Origin of the sequence: Leptospira perolatii (genome assembly GCF_002811875.1) — a bacterium.
GTDB classification, from domain to species: domain Bacteria; phylum Spirochaetota; class Leptospiria; order Leptospirales; family Leptospiraceae; genus Leptospira_B; species Leptospira_B perolatii.
Map to the genome: position 1 here is coordinate 18,598 of NZ_NPDZ01000008.1, position 19,510 is coordinate 38,107.

Genomic DNA, 19,510 nt, shown 5'->3' on the forward strand with positions numbered 1-19,510 from the left:
AGTAACTTTTTCCTGACTAGGTCTTAAAGAAGTCTACTTCTGCTTTTAGGCTATTTGCCTGCTGCGCAAGTTTACTCGCTAAAATATCTATTTCAGAAACAATCCGATTTAAAAATTCCGTAGTCTCCGAAATCGAAGCGATCGTCTTGCTAAATTCGGCCGAGGTCTGGGCTTGCTCCTGAGTATGACTGCGGATTTCTTCAGCCGAACGATTTAATTCGCTAAATGCTTTTCGAACATCGGAACTAGATTGGAGTTGAGAATCGGATTGCTGAGCAACCGATGCAATGCGACTGAGAGTAGATCCTACTGTCTCTCCGATTCGGTGAAACGTAGCTTTAGTATATTCAATCACGTCCCTGCCGCCCTTTGTGGCTGCAAGAGCTTCGGTAATGGCGGCACGAATTCTCTTTGCATTATCTTGAGTCTGTTCACCCAACTTAGAGATTTCTTGCGCAACTACCGCAAATCCTTTTCCGGCATCGCCAGCTCTGGCTGCCTCGATCGCTGCATTCAAAGATAGAAGCCCGATTCTATCGGTAATGTCCTGGATTACGTTCACTGTGGCTCCCATTTTTGCAGTGCTCGCTTCTATCGCTTCCATAGCTTTTTGAGTCCCTAAGAGAGCTTGCTCACCGTTTGCGGTTTCTGTTCTCATTCGGTCCGCGTCGCTTTTTGTCTCAGCCAAAGATGTGTTTACAGTACGAATTCTATTTTCTAGATCAGCTAGGGAGTCTGTGGCTTTTTTTGCGATACCGGTTTGGCTTTCGGCACGGCCTGCAGTAGATTGGATCGAAGCTGCAATCTCTTCAACCCCTGCGCTCATTTGTTCGGTAGAAGCAGCTTGGTCCTGCATTTTTTTGGAGAGATCGCTAGTGTTTTGTTCTAGAGTTTTGGAACTTTCAGAAAGCTTTTCTGCTTCCTTGATTACTGTTTTCACGATTATGCGAAGTCGCTTGATAAAGTCATTTAGCTCTTTGCTGCTTCTTCCCAACTCGTCGGTCGAAACCATCGGAAGAAACGCAGTCAATTTTCCATCGGACATTTCACCGAATATTTCTACAAGGTTACCGGAATTTCTGCGAATCGATCCTGCAAAAAGCGAAGAAGTCATGATCACAGCGATAACCAGTAAAAACAGAGTCAATCCAAGTGCGACAGAAACATCTCCCAGTTTTAGCCAACCTGTGGTCTCTTCAAAGAGTAAATAACCGAAGACGGTAACAGGGAGAATAGCGATCCCAGCAATTGTCGCAACAGTTCTAGAGTATAATGAAACTCTAATTATTTTTTCTCGATCTACATGAATGGATCGAAGAGTTGGAGATTCTAACAATCCGGCGAACTTGCTTTCTGTATAAAAGAAATGAGAAATCCCTAAAACAGGATAAATGATCGTAGAGAGAAATGCAAAAGGGATCAATTCTAAATTAGTTGGTTCGAATCCGAACCTAAGAGTAAAGACAGTTTGAAGGATTCCGACGGTCCATTGCACGACGAAAAACCCCGAATTATAGACCGGAAAGTTAAGAATTTTTTTCTTTAGATGTGATTTTTGATCGGGACTGAGTTTAGTCCATCGGTCTTGCTCCAATGGTCTTAGCATAAAGCCTAAGTAAATAAATCTTATCGCAGGAGCATAATAGGAAGTAGTAAGAGCAATACCGGAGCAGATAATCAGAACGATTGATTTATATAGATCATATCCACCGGCAGTAATAACAAACAAAACTGCTAGAGGGACGGCAAGGATCGTCGTCATTAATTCTAATCCAACGGTTAATCCCCAGCGTAAGCGCCTTGATTCCTTAGCTTCCATTCTAATTCAATTCCCTTAAATAAAGTTTGATTCTGTACTAATCCAAAGCAAAGTTCCGGAATATGAGACGGAATCGAACCGCAAAGTCCAGAAATTTACTAGTCCATCTCTTATTCTTATTATCGGCTTTTGTCCCAATTTTTGGGAAAAGTTTAACTCAGGAATGGAGACGTAAGATTTACCCTCAGATTCAGTCGGGTCCCATGGTTGGATATTCCAGCGCGAGGGAGGTAAAACTTTGGGTTCAGACAAAAATTCCTGCGAAAGTCTTTGCCGAGTATCATGCTTTAGATCAACCAACTGCAAAGCACAGGACCTCCGAGGTTTTAACACAGCAGATTAATGGAAATGTGGCTCATTTAGTCGCTCAACCTTTGGAACCCGGAAAAACATATGCATACACGATTTTTGTAAATGACAGACCTTCCGAGAAAAAACATCTTCAGATTTTCAGAACCTTGCCCATTTGGATCGGCACAAAGTCAGGTCCGCCGGATTTCAGTTTTGCTTTAGGAAGTTGCGCATTTGGAAACGATCCCAAATACGATACTCAGACAAAACCGTATGGAGGGGATTACAATATTTTTGGATCTATTCTGGCAAAGTCTCCTCAGTTTATGCTTTGGCTCGGTGACAATATATATTTGAGGGAACCGGACTGGGATTCCAGGACTGGTTTTATTTATCGATACACGCAACAGCGTTCCATACCAGAATTGCAGCCTTTACTCGCGAGTGTTCATCACTATGCGATCTGGGATGATCACGATTTCGGCCCGAACGATTCAGATGCCTCTTTTTGGATGAAAGGAACCGCGGAAGAGCTGTTCAAACTGTTTTGGGCGAATCCGAATTATTCCTCAAAAGGAATTTACGGATCCTTCACTTGGGGAGATGTCCAATTTTTTCTGTTAGATGATCGAATGTTTCGAACCGCCAATGAAAATACGATAAAACCTAGATCCTATTTCGGTAATAAGCAACTAGAATGGTTAATCAATGGTTTGGCATTTTCCAAAGCCACGTTCAAATTTGTAGCAGTAGGTGGACAGGTCTTGAATCCATTAAAGGTCTTCGAGAACTTTTCCAACTATGAGGAAGAGAAGGATAAGTTACTGTCCGCAATTCGAAATCTAAAAATTAAGAACGTGGTTTTCCTAACCGGTGACAGGCATTTTACGGAGTTATCATTGTTATCCGAAGACCAGCCTTATCCGATTTATGACCTGACAGTATCTCCTCTTACCTCTAGTCCGCATCCACCGATTACCGAACAAAATCCTCTTCGAATTCCGGGAACCTTGGTGGACGATAAGAGGAATTTTGCCGTGATTGAGGTGAAGGGAAAATTACCCTCTAGAAAACTGTCGATTCGAGTTTTTGATAAGGACGGAAGCGAGCTGTGGCTCCAGGAAATTCTCGCAAAGTGAAGTTCACAATGATAGCATATTATATTATTGGAATATTTTCGCTTTTTGTACTTGGCTGCGGTGGACTAATTTACTTCAATCAGGAGAAATTGATATTTTTTCCGGAGGCTCTTCCCGCCGACTATCGGTATTCTTTTCCAGGGAACTTCGAAGAAATAGAATTGGAGATTCCGAGCAAAGAAAAGATCTACGGAATTTATTTCAAATCCAACTTAAAGAAGTCGAAGGGAGTAATTTTATACTTTCATGGAAACGCAGGAAGTCTTAGAACCTGGGGCGGAATATCGGAGGATTTTGTTCCTCGAGGCTGGGATATTCTGATAACGGACTACAGAGGTTACGGAAAAAGTAAGGCCAGGCTTTCGGAAGAGGGAATGTACGAGGACGCTCTCCTTTGGTATCATTATTTGCGGGACAAAAAGCGATATTCGGTAGAGAGCATAGTTATTTTTGGAAGATCGATTGGAACCGGAGTTGCGGTGCAACTCGCTACCAAATGCAGTCGCAGCCCAGTGCTTTTAGAAACTCCCTTCACTTCTATGGCTGACCTTGCGAAACAGTTTTATCCTATTTTGCCTTCTTGGTTTCTATCCTATAAATTTGATTCAGCGTCGAAGATAAAAGAAATTAGCTCCACCTTACATGTATTTCACGGAACGCACGATGAAATAGTGCCCTTTGAACAAGGAAAGAGACTATTCGAAATCGCGAGATCCGCTGGGGTAAATGCTGAGTTCCATCCGATAAGAGGTGGAACTCACAATGATTTATCCTTTTTTCCGGAGTACCAAAAAGGGCTCGAGTCCGTACTCGCCAAACTATCGATTCACAAGTAGTCTGGAAAAAGAACTCTGAGTTTTGCAACTGTGTCCGGGTTTCTTCTTTCCGGAGCAGTAATCAAAGAAAACTTCGTGCTTTGTTTTAGGCTCAGGTCATCTCCATTGCCTAGGCTTGGGATCATTGCCGCTAAAAGTTTTTTTGCGGTCTCAGCATTTTTACTCAGATTGGCGATAACCATTTCTACAGTGACTGCTTCTTCACTTTCTCTCCAACAATCGTAGTCGGTAGCCATACAAACCATTTGATACGCGATTTCGGCCTCTCTAGCTAGTTTCGCTTCTGGAAGTACTGTCATGTTAATGATGTCCGCACCCCAAGAGCGATACATGTGAGATTCCGCTCTTGTCGAGAAAAGCGGACCTTCCATACATACAAGAGTTTTATCTTCATGAAGCGGAAGTCCGATTTTACTTGCAGCTTTCTTAATACGTTGGCTTAAATTTGCCGAGAATGGATCAGCAAAAGGAGCATGAGCGACAACTCCTTTCCCGAAAAAAGTAGAATCTCTTCCCCTAGTTCTATCGATTACCTGAGAGGGAAGCACAAAGTCTAAAGGTTTTATTTCTTCCCTAAGACTTCCTACAGAACTAAAAGCCAGGATCTCTTCCACACCGAGGATTTTTAAAGCGCAGATATTCGCCTTCATCGGAACTTCATGAGGCATCAAAAAATGCCCGACTCCATGCCTAGGTAAAAAAGCAATTAGTTTGTCCTGAATTTTTCCTATCTTGATTGTGTCGGAAGGTTTTCCCCAAGGAGTTTCAGGGAGAATTTCCTCTACCATTTCCATTCCATCCAGGCTATACAACCCGGTCCCACCAATTACGGCTGCCCTAACTTTCATGGACATATGATAGTCTCCTTTTCATTTCAGATCCTGAGATTCTTGCGTCCAAAGATCTGAAATATGGGACTCTTGTAAACTTAGTTCGCTTTTATTTACTACTTTGCTCGCTTAAAATCCTGAGCTCGCTCGCCTGCACTTTAATCTTTTCGATTTCAAAATGTAGCTTACTGGAATCGTCGTTGATGTCGTTCACATCCTTTGCGAGCTCGCCCACAGTTTTTACCATTTCTTTTTGGCCGGTCATTTGCTCTTTTGTGGAATCCAGGATATCTTTTGAGACGGTCTTGATCCGATCCAGCTCGCTGACAAATCGATTGATAATTGCCTTCTGTTCGTTGTATAAGTCGTTCATATTCTTAATACGATCCGCAGTTTCCAAACTTTTGAATTTTTGTTTTTCAGTCAAATCCCCGGTTTCGGTGGACGCAATTCTGGCCTCGTTGATAAAGTCTCTGGATTGGTTTACGATATTAGAGATCGTTTTCGCATTTTCCGAAGTAAAGATCGCAAGTTTGCTGACTTCGTTTGCAACGACTGCAAAACCCCTCCCGGCGACTCCCGCTCTTGCCGCTTCGATTGACGCATTTAAAGCAAGCAAGTTTGTCTTATCTGCGATTTCTCCCATGATCTGATTTATTTCATCTACTCGGTTGAATGAATTTGCGATATCTACCAAATAGGACTTTGTCTTTTCAGCAGCTATCGTTACGTTTTCCATATCCGATTTGTTGTCCTGAGTGAATACGGCCAATGCCTCGCTATATTGTGTGATATTGCGAATGATCTCTCCAAGTTTTTCCGCATTCTGCAGAAGTTGAAGTAGACTGCCGTTCTGAGTTTCAATCGATAAAGAAGTGTTATTAGATTGAGCGGAGAGTTCCTCAATTACCGAATTTACCTCTTCCAGAGAAGCAGCCTGAGATTCCATTTTTTCGCCGATGCTCAAAATGAAATCCGCAAAAGCGCGAATCGACTTTTCTAGATTCTCCGCGGACTTTTTGACTATGCCCTGGTTCTCAGTAAGTTTTTTCAAAAATGACTTCGACTTTTGATGCAACCTTGAACCTTCTTCGGTTAACTTATAGAAGAGTCGCATCAGCTGAGAAAGTATGATACTCGCTGCAAAAATGAATATTAGCTTGGTGATTTCAAAGGAAAGTGATACGTGCCCTGGTAAGGCCTGTTGTTCTGAATCTTCGCTTAATATTATTCCATTGAAAAGCGAAACTATGAAAACGGTTGCCGAACCTGCAGTTGACAAAGCCCCGATGATTAATACGAATCGCCTTTCTCCCAAAAAGGAAGAGTATATCATAATATAGAAATATATGTAGTACAGGATTACGCTTTTCAATACGTTCGAGGCAACGACAGGACTTACGGTTGCGTCAAAAATTAGGGTCCCGCTGAACAAAAAAACATCGAGGAACACCAACGATTTCTGAAATGCAACGGGCATTTTTCCTGTTCTGTTAAGGATAAAACCTAGAAAGCAATAAAAGGCCATTATTGCGGTGGCGAGGACATGGATCGAGAACTGTACTGGATTGAAGGATTTGTATGTTGCTACTAGGGAAAGGCTGAATAAAATAACCAGACCAAAACGGATCTTATTAATTAAGACTGCGCCATCTTTCCAGATCTTTTGGATAGAAGATTCTTCGGCTTGTAAGACGGCATTTTTCTCGTCCATATCTCTTTCCTCGAACCGTTAAATAATCGGGTATTCGAGCAGATATTCCTACAAGAAATTCTAATTTTTGATCACGTTAAAAGTGACAGTTGAGAAATTTCTTTCCAAGCTAAACAGGAGACAGAATTCTAAAGAATTCTCTCTCCTCAAATCGCTGCTCAGAAATTTTAGACGAGCAATCTTATGTTTCTATTCTTTCTTCTGTTCTGGAAACTTCGATGATTTTGCTTAATTCTTGCATTCCACACTCGAAGAGAGCTGGTCCAGGTTGCAAAATGATGGAAGGGTCCACCTCGAAAATTTTGTCATGAATGATAGCTGGGCAATCTTTCCATTCTTCTCGGGACCGGATCCAGTTCCAGTCCATCGGTTTTCCACACCAAGATCCAATGATCACCTCGGGGGAAGCCGCTTCCACTTGTTGCAAAGTGACGATTCTATCTTTTGCTAGCGCTTTATCCTTTAAATATCCAAAGCAATCATCGGCACCAAGAATTTCTAGTAGCTCCGAAACCCAGCAAATGCCCGTGATAATTGGATGATCCCATTCCTGGAAAAAAACTCTAGGTCTATATTTTCCTTTGGAGAGATTGCTTAGTTTTTCTAATTCAATTTTATATCGATCTACTAGCTGTTCCGTTTCCTTTAATTTGCCGACGATTGATCCGATCAACTGGATGGTATCAAAGATCTCGTTAAGATTCCTTTGATTCGTGATCAGAACATTCAGTCCTTCATTGATCAAATCTCGCGCGAGTTCGGACTGAATATCCGAAAAACCGATAATCAAATCCGGTTTCAATTCCTTAATTCGCTTTACATTCCCGCTAATAAACGCAGAGACTTTGGGCTTTTCTTTTTTGGCTTGAGGAGGACGAACTGAATAAGCGGAAATTCCTACAATTCTCTCTTGCTCGCCTAAAAGATAAAGGAGCTCCGTTGTTTCTTCGGTTAAGCAAATGATTCTTTTAGGACCTATTCGAATCAACTGTGGTACTTCTTCTTGTCTTCGATCAGTTTTTCTACAACGCTAGGATCCGCTAAGGTACTAATATCGCCTAGGCCGTCAAATTCGCCGCAGGCAATTTTTCTTAGGATCCTTCGCATGATTTTTCCGGACCTTGTCTTCGGAAGACCCGGAGCCCAGTGAATAATGTCAGGTCGCGCTATTTTACCGATGACCCTCTCTACAGTAGATATTAGCTCCTTCTTAAGCTCATCGTTCGTAGTAACGCTTTGCTTCACGGTAACATAAGCATATATTCCCTGGCCCTTGATGTCATGTGGAAATCCTACAACTGCGGCCTCGGCCACCGAATGATTTTCTACCAAAGCACTTTCTACTTCTGCAGAACCGATTCTGTGTCCAGAGACGTTGATTACGTCATCGACTCGACCAGTGATCCAAAAGTAGCCGTCTTTGTCGCGCTTTGCCCCATCTCCGGTAAAATAGTATCCTTTGTAAGTGGAAAAATACGTATCATAAAATCGTTGTGGATCTCCGTAAACCCCTCTCATCATGGAAGGCCAAGGAGATTTCATACAAAGATTTCCAGACACTTCTCCCTTGGTCTGAATCTCTTTTCCGTTTTCATCCACTAAGATTGGTTGAACTCCAAAAAATGGCAGTGTCGCGGAGCCTGGCTTTAAAGAAAACGCTCCAGGCAAAGGAGAAATCATGATGGCTCCGGTTTCGGTTTGCCACCAGGTATCTACGATCGGACATCTAGACTTCCCAATATGTTTAAAATACCATTCCCAAGCTTCCGGATTGATTGGCTCTCCAACAGTACCTAACAGGCGTAAGGTTTCTAGATTTCTCTTTTCTATATGAGAAATTCCTTCCCTCATAAGCGCGCGAATGGCGGTAGGAGCAGTATAAAAAATCGTAACTCCGTGCTTATCAATCACGTCCCAGAATCTTCCGGGATCTGGAAAGGTAGGAACTCCTTCAAACATCAAAGATGTGGCACCGTTTGATAAGGGTCCGTACGCGAGATAGCTATGACCAGTGACCCAACCGATATCGGCAGTACACCAATAGGTATCCGTTGGCTTAATATCGAAAATATAATGAAATGTCATGGTCACTCCAAGGAGGTATCCTCCAGTAGTGTGCATGACACCTTTTGGTTTTCCTGTAGAACCCGAGGTATAAAGAATAAAGAGCGGATCTTCCGCGTCCATATGCTCCGGTTCGCAGTGAGAAGGAATTTCTGGATTGTTCATTTGGTAGTGCCACCAATAATCCCTACCTTCCTTCCAATCTTTGCTGACCTCTTGCCCCGTCCTTCGAACTACGATTACATTTTCTACTTTCTTCTTACTTGAATTGAGTGCTTCGTCTACGTTCTTTTTCAGATCGATAGATTTTCCACCTCTGAATCCACCATCAGCGGTAATGATCAAGGAAGGTTGACAGTCTTCGATTCTACTTTGCAACGCCTCGGGCGAGAATCCACCGAACACAACAGAATGAATCGCACCGATTCTTGAGCATGCCAGAATGGAAATTGTAAGCTCCGGGATCATCGGGAGATAAACAAGTACCCGATCTCCCTTACGTACTCCAAATTTCTTTAATACGTTCGCGAACTTATTTACTTCGCGATAAAGATCATGATAAGTGTAGACTTTTTGTTCGGAAGGATCGTCTCCTTCCCAAATGATCGCAGCCTTGTTTTTTAGAGGGGTATCTATATGTCGATCGAGGCAATTGTAGGATACATTTAGCTTTCCACCCTTGAACCACTGAATTTTTGCATTTGGAAAATCATGTTCAAAGACGTTATCCCATTTCTTAAACCAGTGAAGTCTGTTCGAAGCTTCACGTGCCCAAAATTTTTTAGGGTTCTCAATGGATTCTTTATAAAGCGCTTTATAGTCTTTTAAAGAAATATTCGCAGTTTTTTTAAAGTCAGCAAAAGGTTGTACGATTCTTTCCTCAGCCACAGGCCTACCTCGAATCCCAAAGCATTTAGAAAAGGAAGCTTCTGTCTACCAATTCTCGTGTGGTAGACTAGGAATAAAAAAGTATCTCTAAATTGGACTTCGACCAACGACTAGGTAGAGCCAGTGCGAATTAGATCCAAGAATTCGCTTCTAGTAACCATGTTGGTTTTGAATTCCCCTAACATACACGAGGTGAATAACTCCGAGTTTTGCTTTTCGACTCCGCGCATCATCATGCACAAGTGTTTGGCTTTAATAACGACCGCAACTCCAAGAGGATCTAGGACCTCCATCAATGCATATGCAATTTGCTCGGTCATTCTTTCCTGAACTTGGAGTCTTCTCGCGAATACGTCTACGATTCTTGGAATTTTTGAAATCCCGATGATTTTCTTATTCGGAATATATCCGACATGCGCTTTTCCGAAAAACGGAAGCATGTGGTGTTCACAAAGAGAATATAATTCTATATCTCGGACAAGAACCATACCCTGGCTATCTTCTTCAAAAATTGCATTATTCACAATGGTTTCAATATTTGCACGATAACCGGATGTTAAGAACTCATAGGCCTTCTTTACCCGTTTAGGCGTGTCGATCAGACCTTCGCGATTCGGATCTTCGCCAATCTCTTTCAAAATATTAATCACTTCTTGTTCCAAATCGAACCTTCTAACCCTTCGCCAGCTCCGGTTACCCCATTCTATTTTTTAGAAGCTGTGAACTCTTTTTAGACGCTAATTCGGACAAACCTGTCCGAACCCAATGTCATTTCAAGGTGAAAAGTATTTGGATTTCCAAAGATGATTCCAAGAGATTTAGAATCGCTTGATATTTCATCCACATGTTCGATTTTATCCTACTATGGAAAAGGCTCCCCCGATTTTAAAAGTGGCCTATGATGCGCGCATGATCGCTCATTCCGGGATTGGAATGAGAATCCGTGGCTTGCTCCGAGAGTTAGGGACTATCTCAAGTAAAAAAGGGATCGAAATCACGTTGTTTGGCGACTCTAATCTTCTTAAGAAGCAATTGCCGACCGAAGTCTTGTCCCACTATAAATTTGAATCTTATACAAGCGGGATCTACTCAATTAAGGAGTTAATCGGTCCCGAGAAACTTCGCGAATTTCATTTGTTGGATATCCCTCACTTTAATGCGCCGCTCAATTATTTAGAAAAATCGATCGTAACCGTCCACGATATCATTCCTTTCCGAATGAAGCAGTTTCACTCTTCGTTTTTGAAACAAGCTTATATGAGGATCTTGTTTCGATTCCTTCAGCAAAAAGCTGCAAAGATTATTTCAGTCTCGAATTTTACAAAGACTGATTTGATAAACGTATTTGGCTTTTTTAATGATCGAGTTCGTACGATTTACAATGGAGTAGATCGAGAAGTATTCTATCCGACCCAAAAATCGGAGAGCTCCGACTTTCTAAAAAAGTATTCACTTGAGCCAGAGTATTTGCTGAGTGTAGGTATAGGCAAGCAGCACAAAAATCTAGACTTTGTATTGAGGTCTTTCAAAAGACTATGGTCTCTTGGAAAACTAGAAAAGAAATGGGTGATCGCTGGAGCAGAAGGGACTCTGCCGGAATATTTAAAAAAAGAATCAGGAGGTTGGGAAGATCAAATTCGGGTTCTACCTAAATTAGAACTTTCTGAACTAGGTTTATTATATTCGAGGGCAGCAATGTTAGTTTTTCCTTCTCTATACGAAGGATTTGGTTTTCCACCAGTCGAAGCTCAAGCTTGCAGATGTCCGGTCTATTCTTCTAACGCAAGTGTAATGCCAGAGATTTTGGGAAATTCCGCATTTTATTTCCATCCGGATGATAGCGACATGTTCGAGACTGGACTGCTCGAGCTATTATCCAAACCGAAGCTTCTAAAATCCAGACTGGATCTAGGTGAAAAAAATTCGGAAAAATATTCTTGGAAGGCCGCAGCCCAACAAACCGTAGAAGAATATTTGGAAACTGCAAAAAGGATCGGAGCCTTGCAAACCGAAAGCGCAAAGAAAAAGCGCGAAGTTCTCAAATCTAGTTCTCTCAAAACAATTGCGAAACCAGGTCGGACGGCGGAAGCAAAATCGAAAATGAAGCAGGGTTTAAAAGGATCTGCTAAGAAGTTTTCTCGGAAGAAATAGTTCCAGAAATCTTTTCTTTGCGAACGATCAATTCTGCACGAATTCTCTTTCTTTCTTCTTCTGAAAAAGCAGTCCACATAGCGATCTCTTGCAAGGTTCTATAACAACCTTCGCAAAATCCCGACTCAGGATCCAATCTACAGAGTTTTGTGCAGGGCGAGCGAACGATCACAACGGTTTCCTATTCTTTTAGACGAGGTCTATTTACTTTTTTGGGAGCCCTTTGTTTTCGACCCTTTCTTTACATTGGATTTGATAGACTTTTTGGGCCGCGGTTTTGAACTTGTGGGTGCGGTTTTTCCATCCTGTATCATTCCTTTGAGTTCCTCAAGGAGTGAAAATCCTGAGAGTCTTCCCGGAATCACAACGTGGGCTGCGCCATTCTTTTTGAGAAGTTCGGCCTCTTCAATATCATCCGTAGTTAGTACATAGTCAGGCTGATTGTGTTTGCAGATCTGCTTTAAGGATTCGAAGAGACGACGGTTGGTCGTGCCTTTTAGAATCATATCCGAAATCGTACAGACTATATATTTCGCTTCTTCGATTCCTAAATGGTGCAAACTCTCGGGATTCGCGAGGTCTCCATATGCCCAGCGGATTCCCTTGGCTTCCAGAGAAAGTCGATAAACAGGGTTGTAGTCTACTACTAAAATTCTTTTCAACCAAGAAGGATTGGTTCTTTCAATTCCTTCGATGAGACCTTGGGCAATCCTAAAATAGCCCAAGATAACGATGTCTCTTTTATTTGTCCCTGTGCTTTCGGATTCAGTCGGTTCTTTTCTTTCTCTCAATCCAAACAGATTCAAAAACCATAATATTCCACGGGCGATTTTATCGTTGAATAAAATGATATAAGTAGAAGCAATCGAGGCCAAGATCATGGAAGTTAAAACGTTCGCCTGAAGCCCGTGACTTATATGACCTTTCTGAACGCCGAGGGCAAGAATAACGAGAGAGAACTCGGATATTTGAGCCAGATTCAATCCGGCGATAATCCCAGCTCTTAATCCTTTTCCGGAAAAGAACACAGTAGGCGCCACTGTTAGAATTCTGGTTACGATCACAAATAGTACAGCGATCATAGAAAATCCTAGTGATTCTAAACCAGGCTTCGGAATTTTCATTCCCAATGCTACGAAGAACAAAGTTATAAAGAAGTCCCGGATTCCTCCCAGTTTGCTGATCACATCTGCGCCATAAGGAAAAGCGGCAATACTGATTCCGGCAATCAATGCGCCCATCTCTTTTGAGAGTTCCAACTTTTCTGCGACGCCGCACAGAAAGAAGCACCATGCGATCGAAGTAATCAGGATCAATTCTGGTTTGGAAGCCGCACTTAAAAAGAGTCTAGAAAGTGCGTAGCGACTGATTAAAAATGCAAATCCAACCAACGCCAATCCTTTTCCCAAGGAACCTAACACATTCAAAATTTTCGGGTCTTGCAAATCTGGTTGGATTCCCATAAATAAAATCGCCCAAATATCTTGAAGAACAAGTACTCCTATCGTGAGTCTACCTGCAATGGTGCTGATTTCAAATTTGTCGTGCAAAAGTTTTACGACAATCATTGTGGAACTAAGAGCAAGTGCGATGGAAAAATATAGAAGATCGAAATTGCCGGCGCTCGAGAACCAATTTCGGAACGCAAACCAAGCAAGCCCCACGCTGAAAAAAAATTGAATGACTCCGAGCAAAAACATGGAACGACCCATTCTTGCGAGCTCTTTCAAATCGATTTCCAGGCCGATGATAAAAAGTAAAAGGATCAACCCGATTTCGGAAATGAGTTCAATGCTTTCTTCGTTTTGGACCCAGCCCATTCCCAAGCTCGGACCGAGAAATAATCCTCCAATCACATACCCTAAAATCAATGGTTGTTTCAGGATCTTCGCAATATGGGAAAAAATGGTCGCGAATATTATACTAAGAGCTATATCAGTAAGTAGGCTAAACGAATGGTGTTCCATTTGAAATTCCGTTGCTTGTTCAACCCAATATGGAGAGGAAACAAATGATAAAAACAAGTTTTTTACGAAGAGCTACGTTGATTGCGATGATTTGCTCATTTTTCATAGGGTCGTTAGCGAATTGCTACGGCAAATTTGCAATCTTCGAAAAGGTAAAAGAAGTGAATGGGCAGGTCAAAATGCAAAACGCTACGGCCACCAAATTCTTGCAAAGTGTTGTCACTTTTTTCTTAATCGTTTTCCCGGTGTATCTGGTCGCGGTACTTGCAGATTGGATCGTATTTAACGTCATCGAATTCTGGACAGGATCCAATCCACTCGGTGGCGGAAGCGGCGGTGGCGGTGGTTCTACAGGTTCTGGCGGGGAAAAAGGACAAGCGTTCAAACAGGAAACTTTGCAAAGACCTGAAGGAACTGCGACACTCACTTGGGAAGCAGATCGACTTGTATTTGATTGGAAGTCAAATTCTGGGGAAGCCACTCGTTTTGTATTTTTGAAAGATCACAAGGGCGAGATCTTTGCTGAAAATTACAAGACCGGAAAGCTCGAGCAGGTATCCGTAGACACTCTGAAAACTGAATCTAATGTGCTTCTCGTACTGAAAAAGAATGCCGTTGTAGAAGCTACGAAAATAATCGATAGAGATACAATCGAGATGGCAAAATCTTCGCTACCAGTAGCAGGGATTTCGTTCTAGGTTTTTTCTTCCAAGATGTAGATACCGCTTAGATTACGATGCTTTCCATCTAGATCTAAGCCGTAGCCTACCACGAAGTCTCGTGGGATTTTCCATCCGATATATTTTATTGGATACTCGACAGATTTCGCTTCTTCCTTAAATAACAGAGACACGATTTCAAGAGAAAGCGGACTTCTCGCGAGTAAATGACGAATCAAAAATTTCAAAGTTTGTCCCGTATCTACAATGTCTTCGACTAACACTACATGTCGATCCGTCAAATCCGAGTCTATATCTTTTGTTAATTCTACTTTACCGGTCGATTTCTTTCCCTGGTAAGACCTTGCTTGGATAAAATCAATCTCTACGGAATAAGGAATGGATAGTGTCAGATCCGAGAAAAAATAAAGCCCGCCTTTGAGTACGCAAATGAAAATAGGATTCTTTCTTTGGTAGTCCTTTCCCAGTTCTGAACCTAATTCTTTGATTCGATTCTGAATTTGAACTGAATCAAACAATACACGCATCGAGTCTTCAGAGTTTAGATTCATAGTTCATTAAGGGATCCAAAATCTTTCGATTCGGCATAGTTTGTTCCCGGCATCTTCCCATGATTCGGAATCTAAAGACAGACTTAAAAAAGACGAAGTAGGAAATTTAGAAAATATAGAAGGAGTACGAGAATCCGAACCCACGACCAACATATTCGCTAAATCTTCCAAGCTCGGGTTATGACCAAGCAATAGGACGCTACTTTTCTTCTCATCGATCCGTTGTAACATTTTGATAAAATCTAAGGCTTCGAATTCATAAATTTCATCCGACACTTTGGCTTGTTTGGAGATAGACAGATTTTTTGTCAGAATTCGATAGGTGTCCGTTGTTCTTTTTGAAGAAGAAATAAATGCCAGATCTACGAAAAACTCAAATTTTTCTATGTACTTTCGTAGTGACTTCGCGTTCTTTATGCCTCGATCTGAAAGAGGTCTTTCCTTATCGCTTGAGAATTTAGTTTCCCAATCTGACTTAGAGTGTCTTATGAGGTGAATTGATTTCAAGTTTTGGGTCGCCTTTCGTAGAAAGATGTAAGTTGGAAATTCATTGACAAGGAACTTTCTACGGATACAACTTCGTTTCTATGAAACGGGTGCCCGTGATCGCAGGAGCGATCCTCCTACTTTTCTTCGCCCGATTCCTGCCAGCAGAAATTTCTGGTCCGCCGGATGAGGAAAAGGCCAAGAAAGAGCTGCAGTTACAATGGAGTAAAAGGTTCCCAGGAGACAAAATTCTTTCTTCTGAATTAACAGGCGAACCTAAGCTCGTGCAAAAAGAGAATCCTGAAGAGGGCTCTACTCCAGAAATGCGCTATAAGTTCTCCTTCCTAGTCACAGCCAAAAAAAAAGAAGGCCAAACCACTAGAACTGAAGTAAGTGTGAACTATCAGTTCAATCGAATCAAAGGTTGGTATTTTACGGAAATGGGCATGGGAAGATCCATGCTATTGACAGAACCAGGTAAGGAACCTCCGGAAAAGGAAGAAGCTTACCAAATGATCGAAGCTTCCATTTTAGAAGAGAAGGGAGCAAATAAGACAGTCGATTCGATTCGGCTGAGTGAACCTGAGTTTGGACAGAATCTGACTTTGAGCAAAGAAAAATTTTGGTACAGATACGAAGGTGAGTACGAACTTAATGATGGAAATCAGAAAATGATTTGTTCCGAATTTGTGGTCCGCCTGTTTAAAGAGGCGAACGCGCAAACTTGGAAAATTGAATGGAGAGACAAAGGAAAGTGCAAAGTAAACGAAGATTAGGTTGCGTTAATTACTTTCCTTTTTTCTAAGGTTCTGCTTTAAGTCTTTGATTTGTCCGGTTCCGATCTTAGTCTTTTCGATAGACCTGCCGTCTCCAGATAAGGAATTTTTCTTATAGAACCCACTTCTTAATTTTCCGAGTTGGTCTACGGAGTTCGTTCCCAAAACCGGGTGCTTGGAAAAAAGTCTCAAATAGTTTTCTACTCTTGTTCTGTTTGATTGTCCGAGATTTCTAGTATACGCAGAAAGACCAAAGTTTCGAACGGAGGGATGACCGGTTTCATCCGAAATCGTACTCTCCAGATTTGCAATCGCGGAGTTGGAACCAATCCTGCTCAAAATTTCCAGTATAGTTTTTTTCTCGTAAACTCGGAGACCTTCCGTTTTTAGAAGTGCTCCTAAGTATTCGTCTGCTCTAGAGGAAACTGAAATGACTCTGTTGTACTGATCTTCGATATCAGGATGTCGTGTTTCAGAAATAATTTCTCGAATTTTTTGCAGAGAGTTTGCGTCTAGAGTCTGTGCAGTTAGGCTTGAGAGGGACAGACCCGAAGCAAGACTCAGGCTGAAAAGAATTAGAAAAATAGTTTGGATGAATTGCTTTCTCATTTCTATTCCTAAAAATTAATATACTAAAGGATTGGAGCGCAAAACCCAACCCTGTTCTCCAGTGAGCTGGGATTGGTCTATGTTTCCACTACCGAGTGGAAACATTAGGTTCAATCCTCCCGAACTAAAGAAACCTGCTCCTAGACATTCCGAAATCGAAATGCTTCCGTTTCCATTTGCATCATGGCACTCGGGAGTTTCCGGTAAAGGATCCTTAAAAACTCCAGAGCTCTGATCGATTTCGATGGGATGATACAATCCTAAGAAGTGGGACCCTTCATGAGCGATCGTATTTCCGATAAACTTTAGATCCGCGGCGCTTAGATCATCTCTATATGCTCCCGAACTGCGGTGATTTTCTACGAACACAGACATTCCGGACATAGGAGTTCCTACAGCAGGCAATCCGGGAATTCCAGCGGAAATTCCTAAAAGCGCATCTTGAAGCTGCGAGGGTGCTGTACTTGAAAGGTCGGAAATAAAAAAGACATTGAGCGCAAGCTGGTTCTGATTTGCACCAGTGCTTGTATAAAGATGAGCGAGAGAGCAAGCAGTCGGACCAACCGCTTTATCATCGCTGATATTTCCGATTTGATACACGGTTCCCGCTCCTGTCATACAGGCGCCGAATCCGGCTAATCCAGAGACGTCGAGTTGTAGTACCTCGAAAGTCACATCGATCTTTACGGTATTCTGAGAAAAGATCTGTTTGATACGGTCAGTCAAAGCATTGGATCCGGCCAAACCTGTAAAGAACGGAGAGTTGGAGAAAACATGATTTGCGCCGTTATTCACTTCGATTAAACGAATCGTGAGTTTCTTTCTGGATTCCCAAACTTTATTCAAGCCAGTGGTAGAACTTCCGAATAATCCTCCGCCTTCCGGACGAAATTTATATTCTTCACAAGTCTGTGGAATATCGTTGATAACTTTTGTGCCAGCAATGGATTGAGAAGAAGTACTCTGGCCGCTAATAAAATCAGTGACTAGCTGACTGTTCGAACCGAAGTTATCATATCCGGAACCTGGCGCTGCATAACCAGGCACTGATCCTACCGGAAACGCAGTAGATGTAGAAAAAGATCCTGCTGCGTCATTTTTGACGATCGGAGAAAAATTCGAGCCGGTTTGCCACCACCAAACTCCGGACATTATTGGAGTACCCGCCGAAGGCTGCAACTGGGTCGCGTAGAGGATGCCCATTGGGTGATCTTTTCCGAGTCCGGTCCAAGTTTCACTACCGCTCAAAAAGATGGTTCCAAAGGAAGCTACAGCAGAATCGAAAGTATTATAAGTGGCTGCGGAACTTGTAGTAAAAGTAGGCTGGCTTGGAGTCACTGTCCTTACATTTTCAGAAGGATCACAGGAATATTTGATTTCGTTTAATAGAAATAATTTGGTGAATAAATCTTGGTCTCCGTTTGGCGGCTTCGGGCAGTTCCAAAGCAAAATGGAAATGAGAAACAATAAGAAATTGATTCCTATTTTTTTGGGGGATTTCATCCACACCTCCGGCGAAACTTAGACTAGATCTTTGAATCTATCTTTATTAATTGGAAATCAGACTGAATTGAGCCTCAACGGGAGAAAATCAGTCAATAAATTACAGCTTTCCAACACCTACTAAATTGGCAATCGACTTTGCTCCGGTATTATGTAACACTGAATCAATGTATTCCAGGATACGAACCGGAAGAAAAGGTCCCTGATAAATATAACCGGTGTAGATCTGAATTAAATCAGCTCCGGCCAGAATTTTTTCCAGAGCTGATTCCCCGGAATCAATTCCTCCGACGCCGATAATAGGTAGCCTTCCTTTTAGTTTGCGATAGGCAACCTGAATCATCTCCGTAGACCTTTTTCTGAGCGGTCTTCCGGAAACTCCGCCTTCTGACTCTACGTTTGGATATTGCTTCAGAACAGTTTTATCCACGGTAGTATTCGTCAAAACGATACCAGCAACTTGCAGATCTAAGGTGCAATCGATCAAGTCTTCTAGCTCTTGGTCCGTCATATCAGGAGCAAACTTTACAAATGTAGGAACAGGGAAACTTCCGCCTAGTCCTTTCCGAATTCCGGAAATCAACTTTTGGAAGTTCTCCGTTTTCTGAAAGTTCCTTAGGCCAGGAGTATTGGGTGAAGAGATATTAATCACCGCATAATCAGCGTACTGCGCAAGTCTTTCCAAAGAGTACACATAATCTAAAACTGCATCCTCTTCCGAAACCACTTTGGTTTTTCCTACATTGATTCCTCTAATTACAGATTTTTTCTGGTACTTAAGTGTTCCTGAGACTCTTTCTGCCCCTGGATTATTGAATCCCATTCGATTGATCAGTGCTTGGTCCGCAGGATATCGAAAGATTCTAGGCTTTGGATTGCCAGGTTGGGATTGTCCAGTGATGGTTCCTATTTCTATAGACCCGAATCCTAGTCTGGAAAGAAAAGGAAAGAGTTCTCCTGTTTTATCAAAGCCGGCGCCCAGTCCTAGCGGATTGGAAAATTCAATGCCCGCTACTTGAGTCTTTAGCCTCTCACTTTGTAGGTTCGTGAGTTTTTCTAAAATAGGAAACGCAAAAGGAAATCTTTTTGTAACTTCCAAAAGTTTGACTGCAAGAGTATGAGCCGATTCCGGATCTAAATTGAATAGTAGCGGTTTGAGAGTTTTCTCATAGAACCATTGATTTACAGGAGATAGCATTCTAAGCC

At 42.1% G+C, this 19,510-nt stretch carries 16 protein-coding genes and 2 pseudogenes; 5 read left to right on the forward strand and 13 right to left on the reverse strand.

Going from position 1 to position 19,510, the window contains the following annotated elements; genetic code table 11:
* Positions 1 to 16: 16 nt before the first annotated feature.
* On the reverse strand, positions 17 to 1,819 hold the full coding sequence (locus CH373_RS12820; protein WP_100713661.1) for a methyl-accepting chemotaxis protein: 1,803 nt from the start codon (positions 1,817 to 1,819) through the stop codon (positions 17 to 19).
* Between the two features lie 62 nt (positions 1,820 to 1,881).
* Between CH373_RS12820 and CH373_RS12825 the strand changes: the two genes are divergently transcribed.
* Both CH373_RS12825 and CH373_RS12830 read left to right on the forward strand, forming a co-directional pair.
* Complete coding sequence (locus CH373_RS12825; RefSeq protein ID WP_243393386.1) at positions 1,882 to 3,249, forward strand: alkaline phosphatase D family protein; 1,368 nt, start codon at positions 1,882 to 1,884, stop codon at positions 3,247 to 3,249.
* Positions 3,246 to 4,085 (forward strand): alpha/beta hydrolase, encoded by an 840-nt coding sequence (locus CH373_RS12830; RefSeq protein ID WP_341476347.1) that lies wholly within the window; start codon positions 3,246 to 3,248, stop codon positions 4,083 to 4,085. The genes CH373_RS12825 and CH373_RS12830 overlap by 4 nt, the downstream gene beginning before the upstream one ends.
* On the opposite strand, the gene mtnP is transcribed toward CH373_RS12830, so the two are convergent.
* The 5 genes and pseudogenes from mtnP to folE form a co-directional block, all read right to left on the reverse strand.
* Positions 4,076 to 4,939, reverse strand: a complete 864-nt coding sequence (gene mtnP, locus CH373_RS12835; RefSeq protein ID WP_100713660.1) for an S-methyl-5'-thioadenosine phosphorylase — start codon at positions 4,937 to 4,939, stop codon at positions 4,076 to 4,078. The genes CH373_RS12830 and mtnP overlap by 10 nt on opposite strands.
* A gap of 85 nt (positions 4,940 to 5,024) precedes the next feature.
* Positions 5,025 to 6,629, reverse strand: a complete 1,605-nt coding sequence (locus CH373_RS12840) for a methyl-accepting chemotaxis protein (protein WP_100713659.1) — start codon at positions 6,627 to 6,629, stop codon at positions 5,025 to 5,027.
* Positions 6,630 to 6,810: 181 nt separating this feature from the next.
* The gene (locus tag CH373_RS12845; RefSeq protein WP_100713686.1) at positions 6,811 to 7,608 is read right to left on the reverse strand and encodes a cobalamin-binding protein; all 798 of its coding nucleotides are present in this window, start codon (positions 7,606 to 7,608) and stop codon (positions 6,811 to 6,813) included.
* 5 nt (positions 7,609 to 7,613) lie between these two features.
* Positions 7,614 to 9,581: an acetate--CoA ligase gene (acs, locus tag CH373_RS12850; protein ID WP_100713658.1), complete on the reverse strand. Its 1,968-nt coding sequence runs from the start codon at positions 9,579 to 9,581 to the stop codon at positions 7,614 to 7,616.
* 110 nt (positions 9,582 to 9,691) lie between these two features.
* Positions 9,692 to 10,255: pseudogene (gene folE, locus CH373_RS12855) on the reverse strand (GTP cyclohydrolase I FolE); the annotation flags it as partial.
* Between the two features lie 190 nt (positions 10,256 to 10,445).
* Here folE and CH373_RS12860 point away from each other — a divergent pair.
* A pseudogene (locus CH373_RS12860) lies at positions 10,446 to 11,555 on the forward strand (glycosyltransferase family 4 protein); the annotation flags it as partial.
* A 151-nt stretch (positions 11,556 to 11,706) separates the two neighbouring features.
* On the opposite strand, the gene CH373_RS12865 reads toward CH373_RS12860, so the two are convergent.
* Positions 11,707 to 11,901, reverse strand: coding sequence for a DUF1289 domain-containing protein (locus CH373_RS12865; protein ID WP_165778838.1), 195 nt, complete (start codon positions 11,899 to 11,901; stop codon positions 11,707 to 11,709).
* Positions 11,902 to 11,932: 31 nt separating this feature from the next.
* On the reverse strand, positions 11,933 to 13,699 hold the full coding sequence (locus CH373_RS12870; RefSeq protein WP_100713655.1) for a cation:proton antiporter: 1,767 nt from the start codon (positions 13,697 to 13,699) through the stop codon (positions 11,933 to 11,935).
* Between the two features lie 44 nt (positions 13,700 to 13,743).
* Here CH373_RS12870 and CH373_RS12875 point away from each other — a divergent pair, with 44 nt between their 5' ends.
* On the forward strand, positions 13,744 to 14,397 hold the full coding sequence (locus CH373_RS12875; RefSeq protein ID WP_165778833.1) for a DUF3332 family protein: 654 nt from the start codon (positions 13,744 to 13,746) through the stop codon (positions 14,395 to 14,397).
* Here the strand turns inward: CH373_RS12875 and hpt are convergent.
* The gene (hpt, locus tag CH373_RS12880; RefSeq protein ID WP_423789774.1) at positions 14,394 to 14,906 is read right to left on the reverse strand and encodes a hypoxanthine phosphoribosyltransferase; all 513 of its coding nucleotides are present in this window, start codon (positions 14,904 to 14,906) and stop codon (positions 14,394 to 14,396) included. The genes CH373_RS12875 and hpt overlap by 4 nt on opposite strands.
* Before the next feature lie 30 nt (positions 14,907 to 14,936).
* Positions 14,937 to 15,437 (reverse strand): SixA phosphatase family protein, encoded by a 501-nt coding sequence (locus CH373_RS12885; RefSeq protein WP_100713652.1) that lies wholly within the window; start codon positions 15,435 to 15,437, stop codon positions 14,937 to 14,939.
* A gap of 80 nt (positions 15,438 to 15,517) precedes the next feature.
* Between CH373_RS12885 and CH373_RS12890 the strand changes: the two genes are divergently transcribed.
* Positions 15,518 to 16,192: a hypothetical protein gene (locus CH373_RS12890; protein ID WP_100713651.1), complete on the forward strand. Its 675-nt coding sequence runs from the start codon at positions 15,518 to 15,520 to the stop codon at positions 16,190 to 16,192.
* A gap of 6 nt (positions 16,193 to 16,198) precedes the next feature.
* Here CH373_RS12890 and CH373_RS12895 read toward each other — a convergent pair whose 3' ends face one another.
* The 3 genes from CH373_RS12895 to CH373_RS12905 all read right to left on the reverse strand — a co-directional run bounded on the left by CH373_RS12895 (position 16,199) and on the right by CH373_RS12905 (position 19,502).
* Positions 16,199 to 16,801 (reverse strand): hypothetical protein, encoded by a 603-nt coding sequence (locus CH373_RS12895; RefSeq protein ID WP_100713650.1) that lies wholly within the window; start codon positions 16,799 to 16,801, stop codon positions 16,199 to 16,201.
* A gap of 15 nt (positions 16,802 to 16,816) precedes the next feature.
* Positions 16,817 to 18,304, reverse strand: coding sequence for a pappalysin-1 domain protein (locus CH373_RS12900; protein ID WP_100713649.1), 1,488 nt, complete (start codon positions 18,302 to 18,304; stop codon positions 16,817 to 16,819).
* A 100-nt stretch (positions 18,305 to 18,404) separates the two neighbouring features.
* Complete coding sequence (locus CH373_RS12905; protein ID WP_100713648.1) at positions 18,405 to 19,502, reverse strand: quinone-dependent dihydroorotate dehydrogenase; 1,098 nt, start codon at positions 19,500 to 19,502, stop codon at positions 18,405 to 18,407.
* Between the last annotated feature and the right edge of the window lie 8 nt (positions 19,503 to 19,510).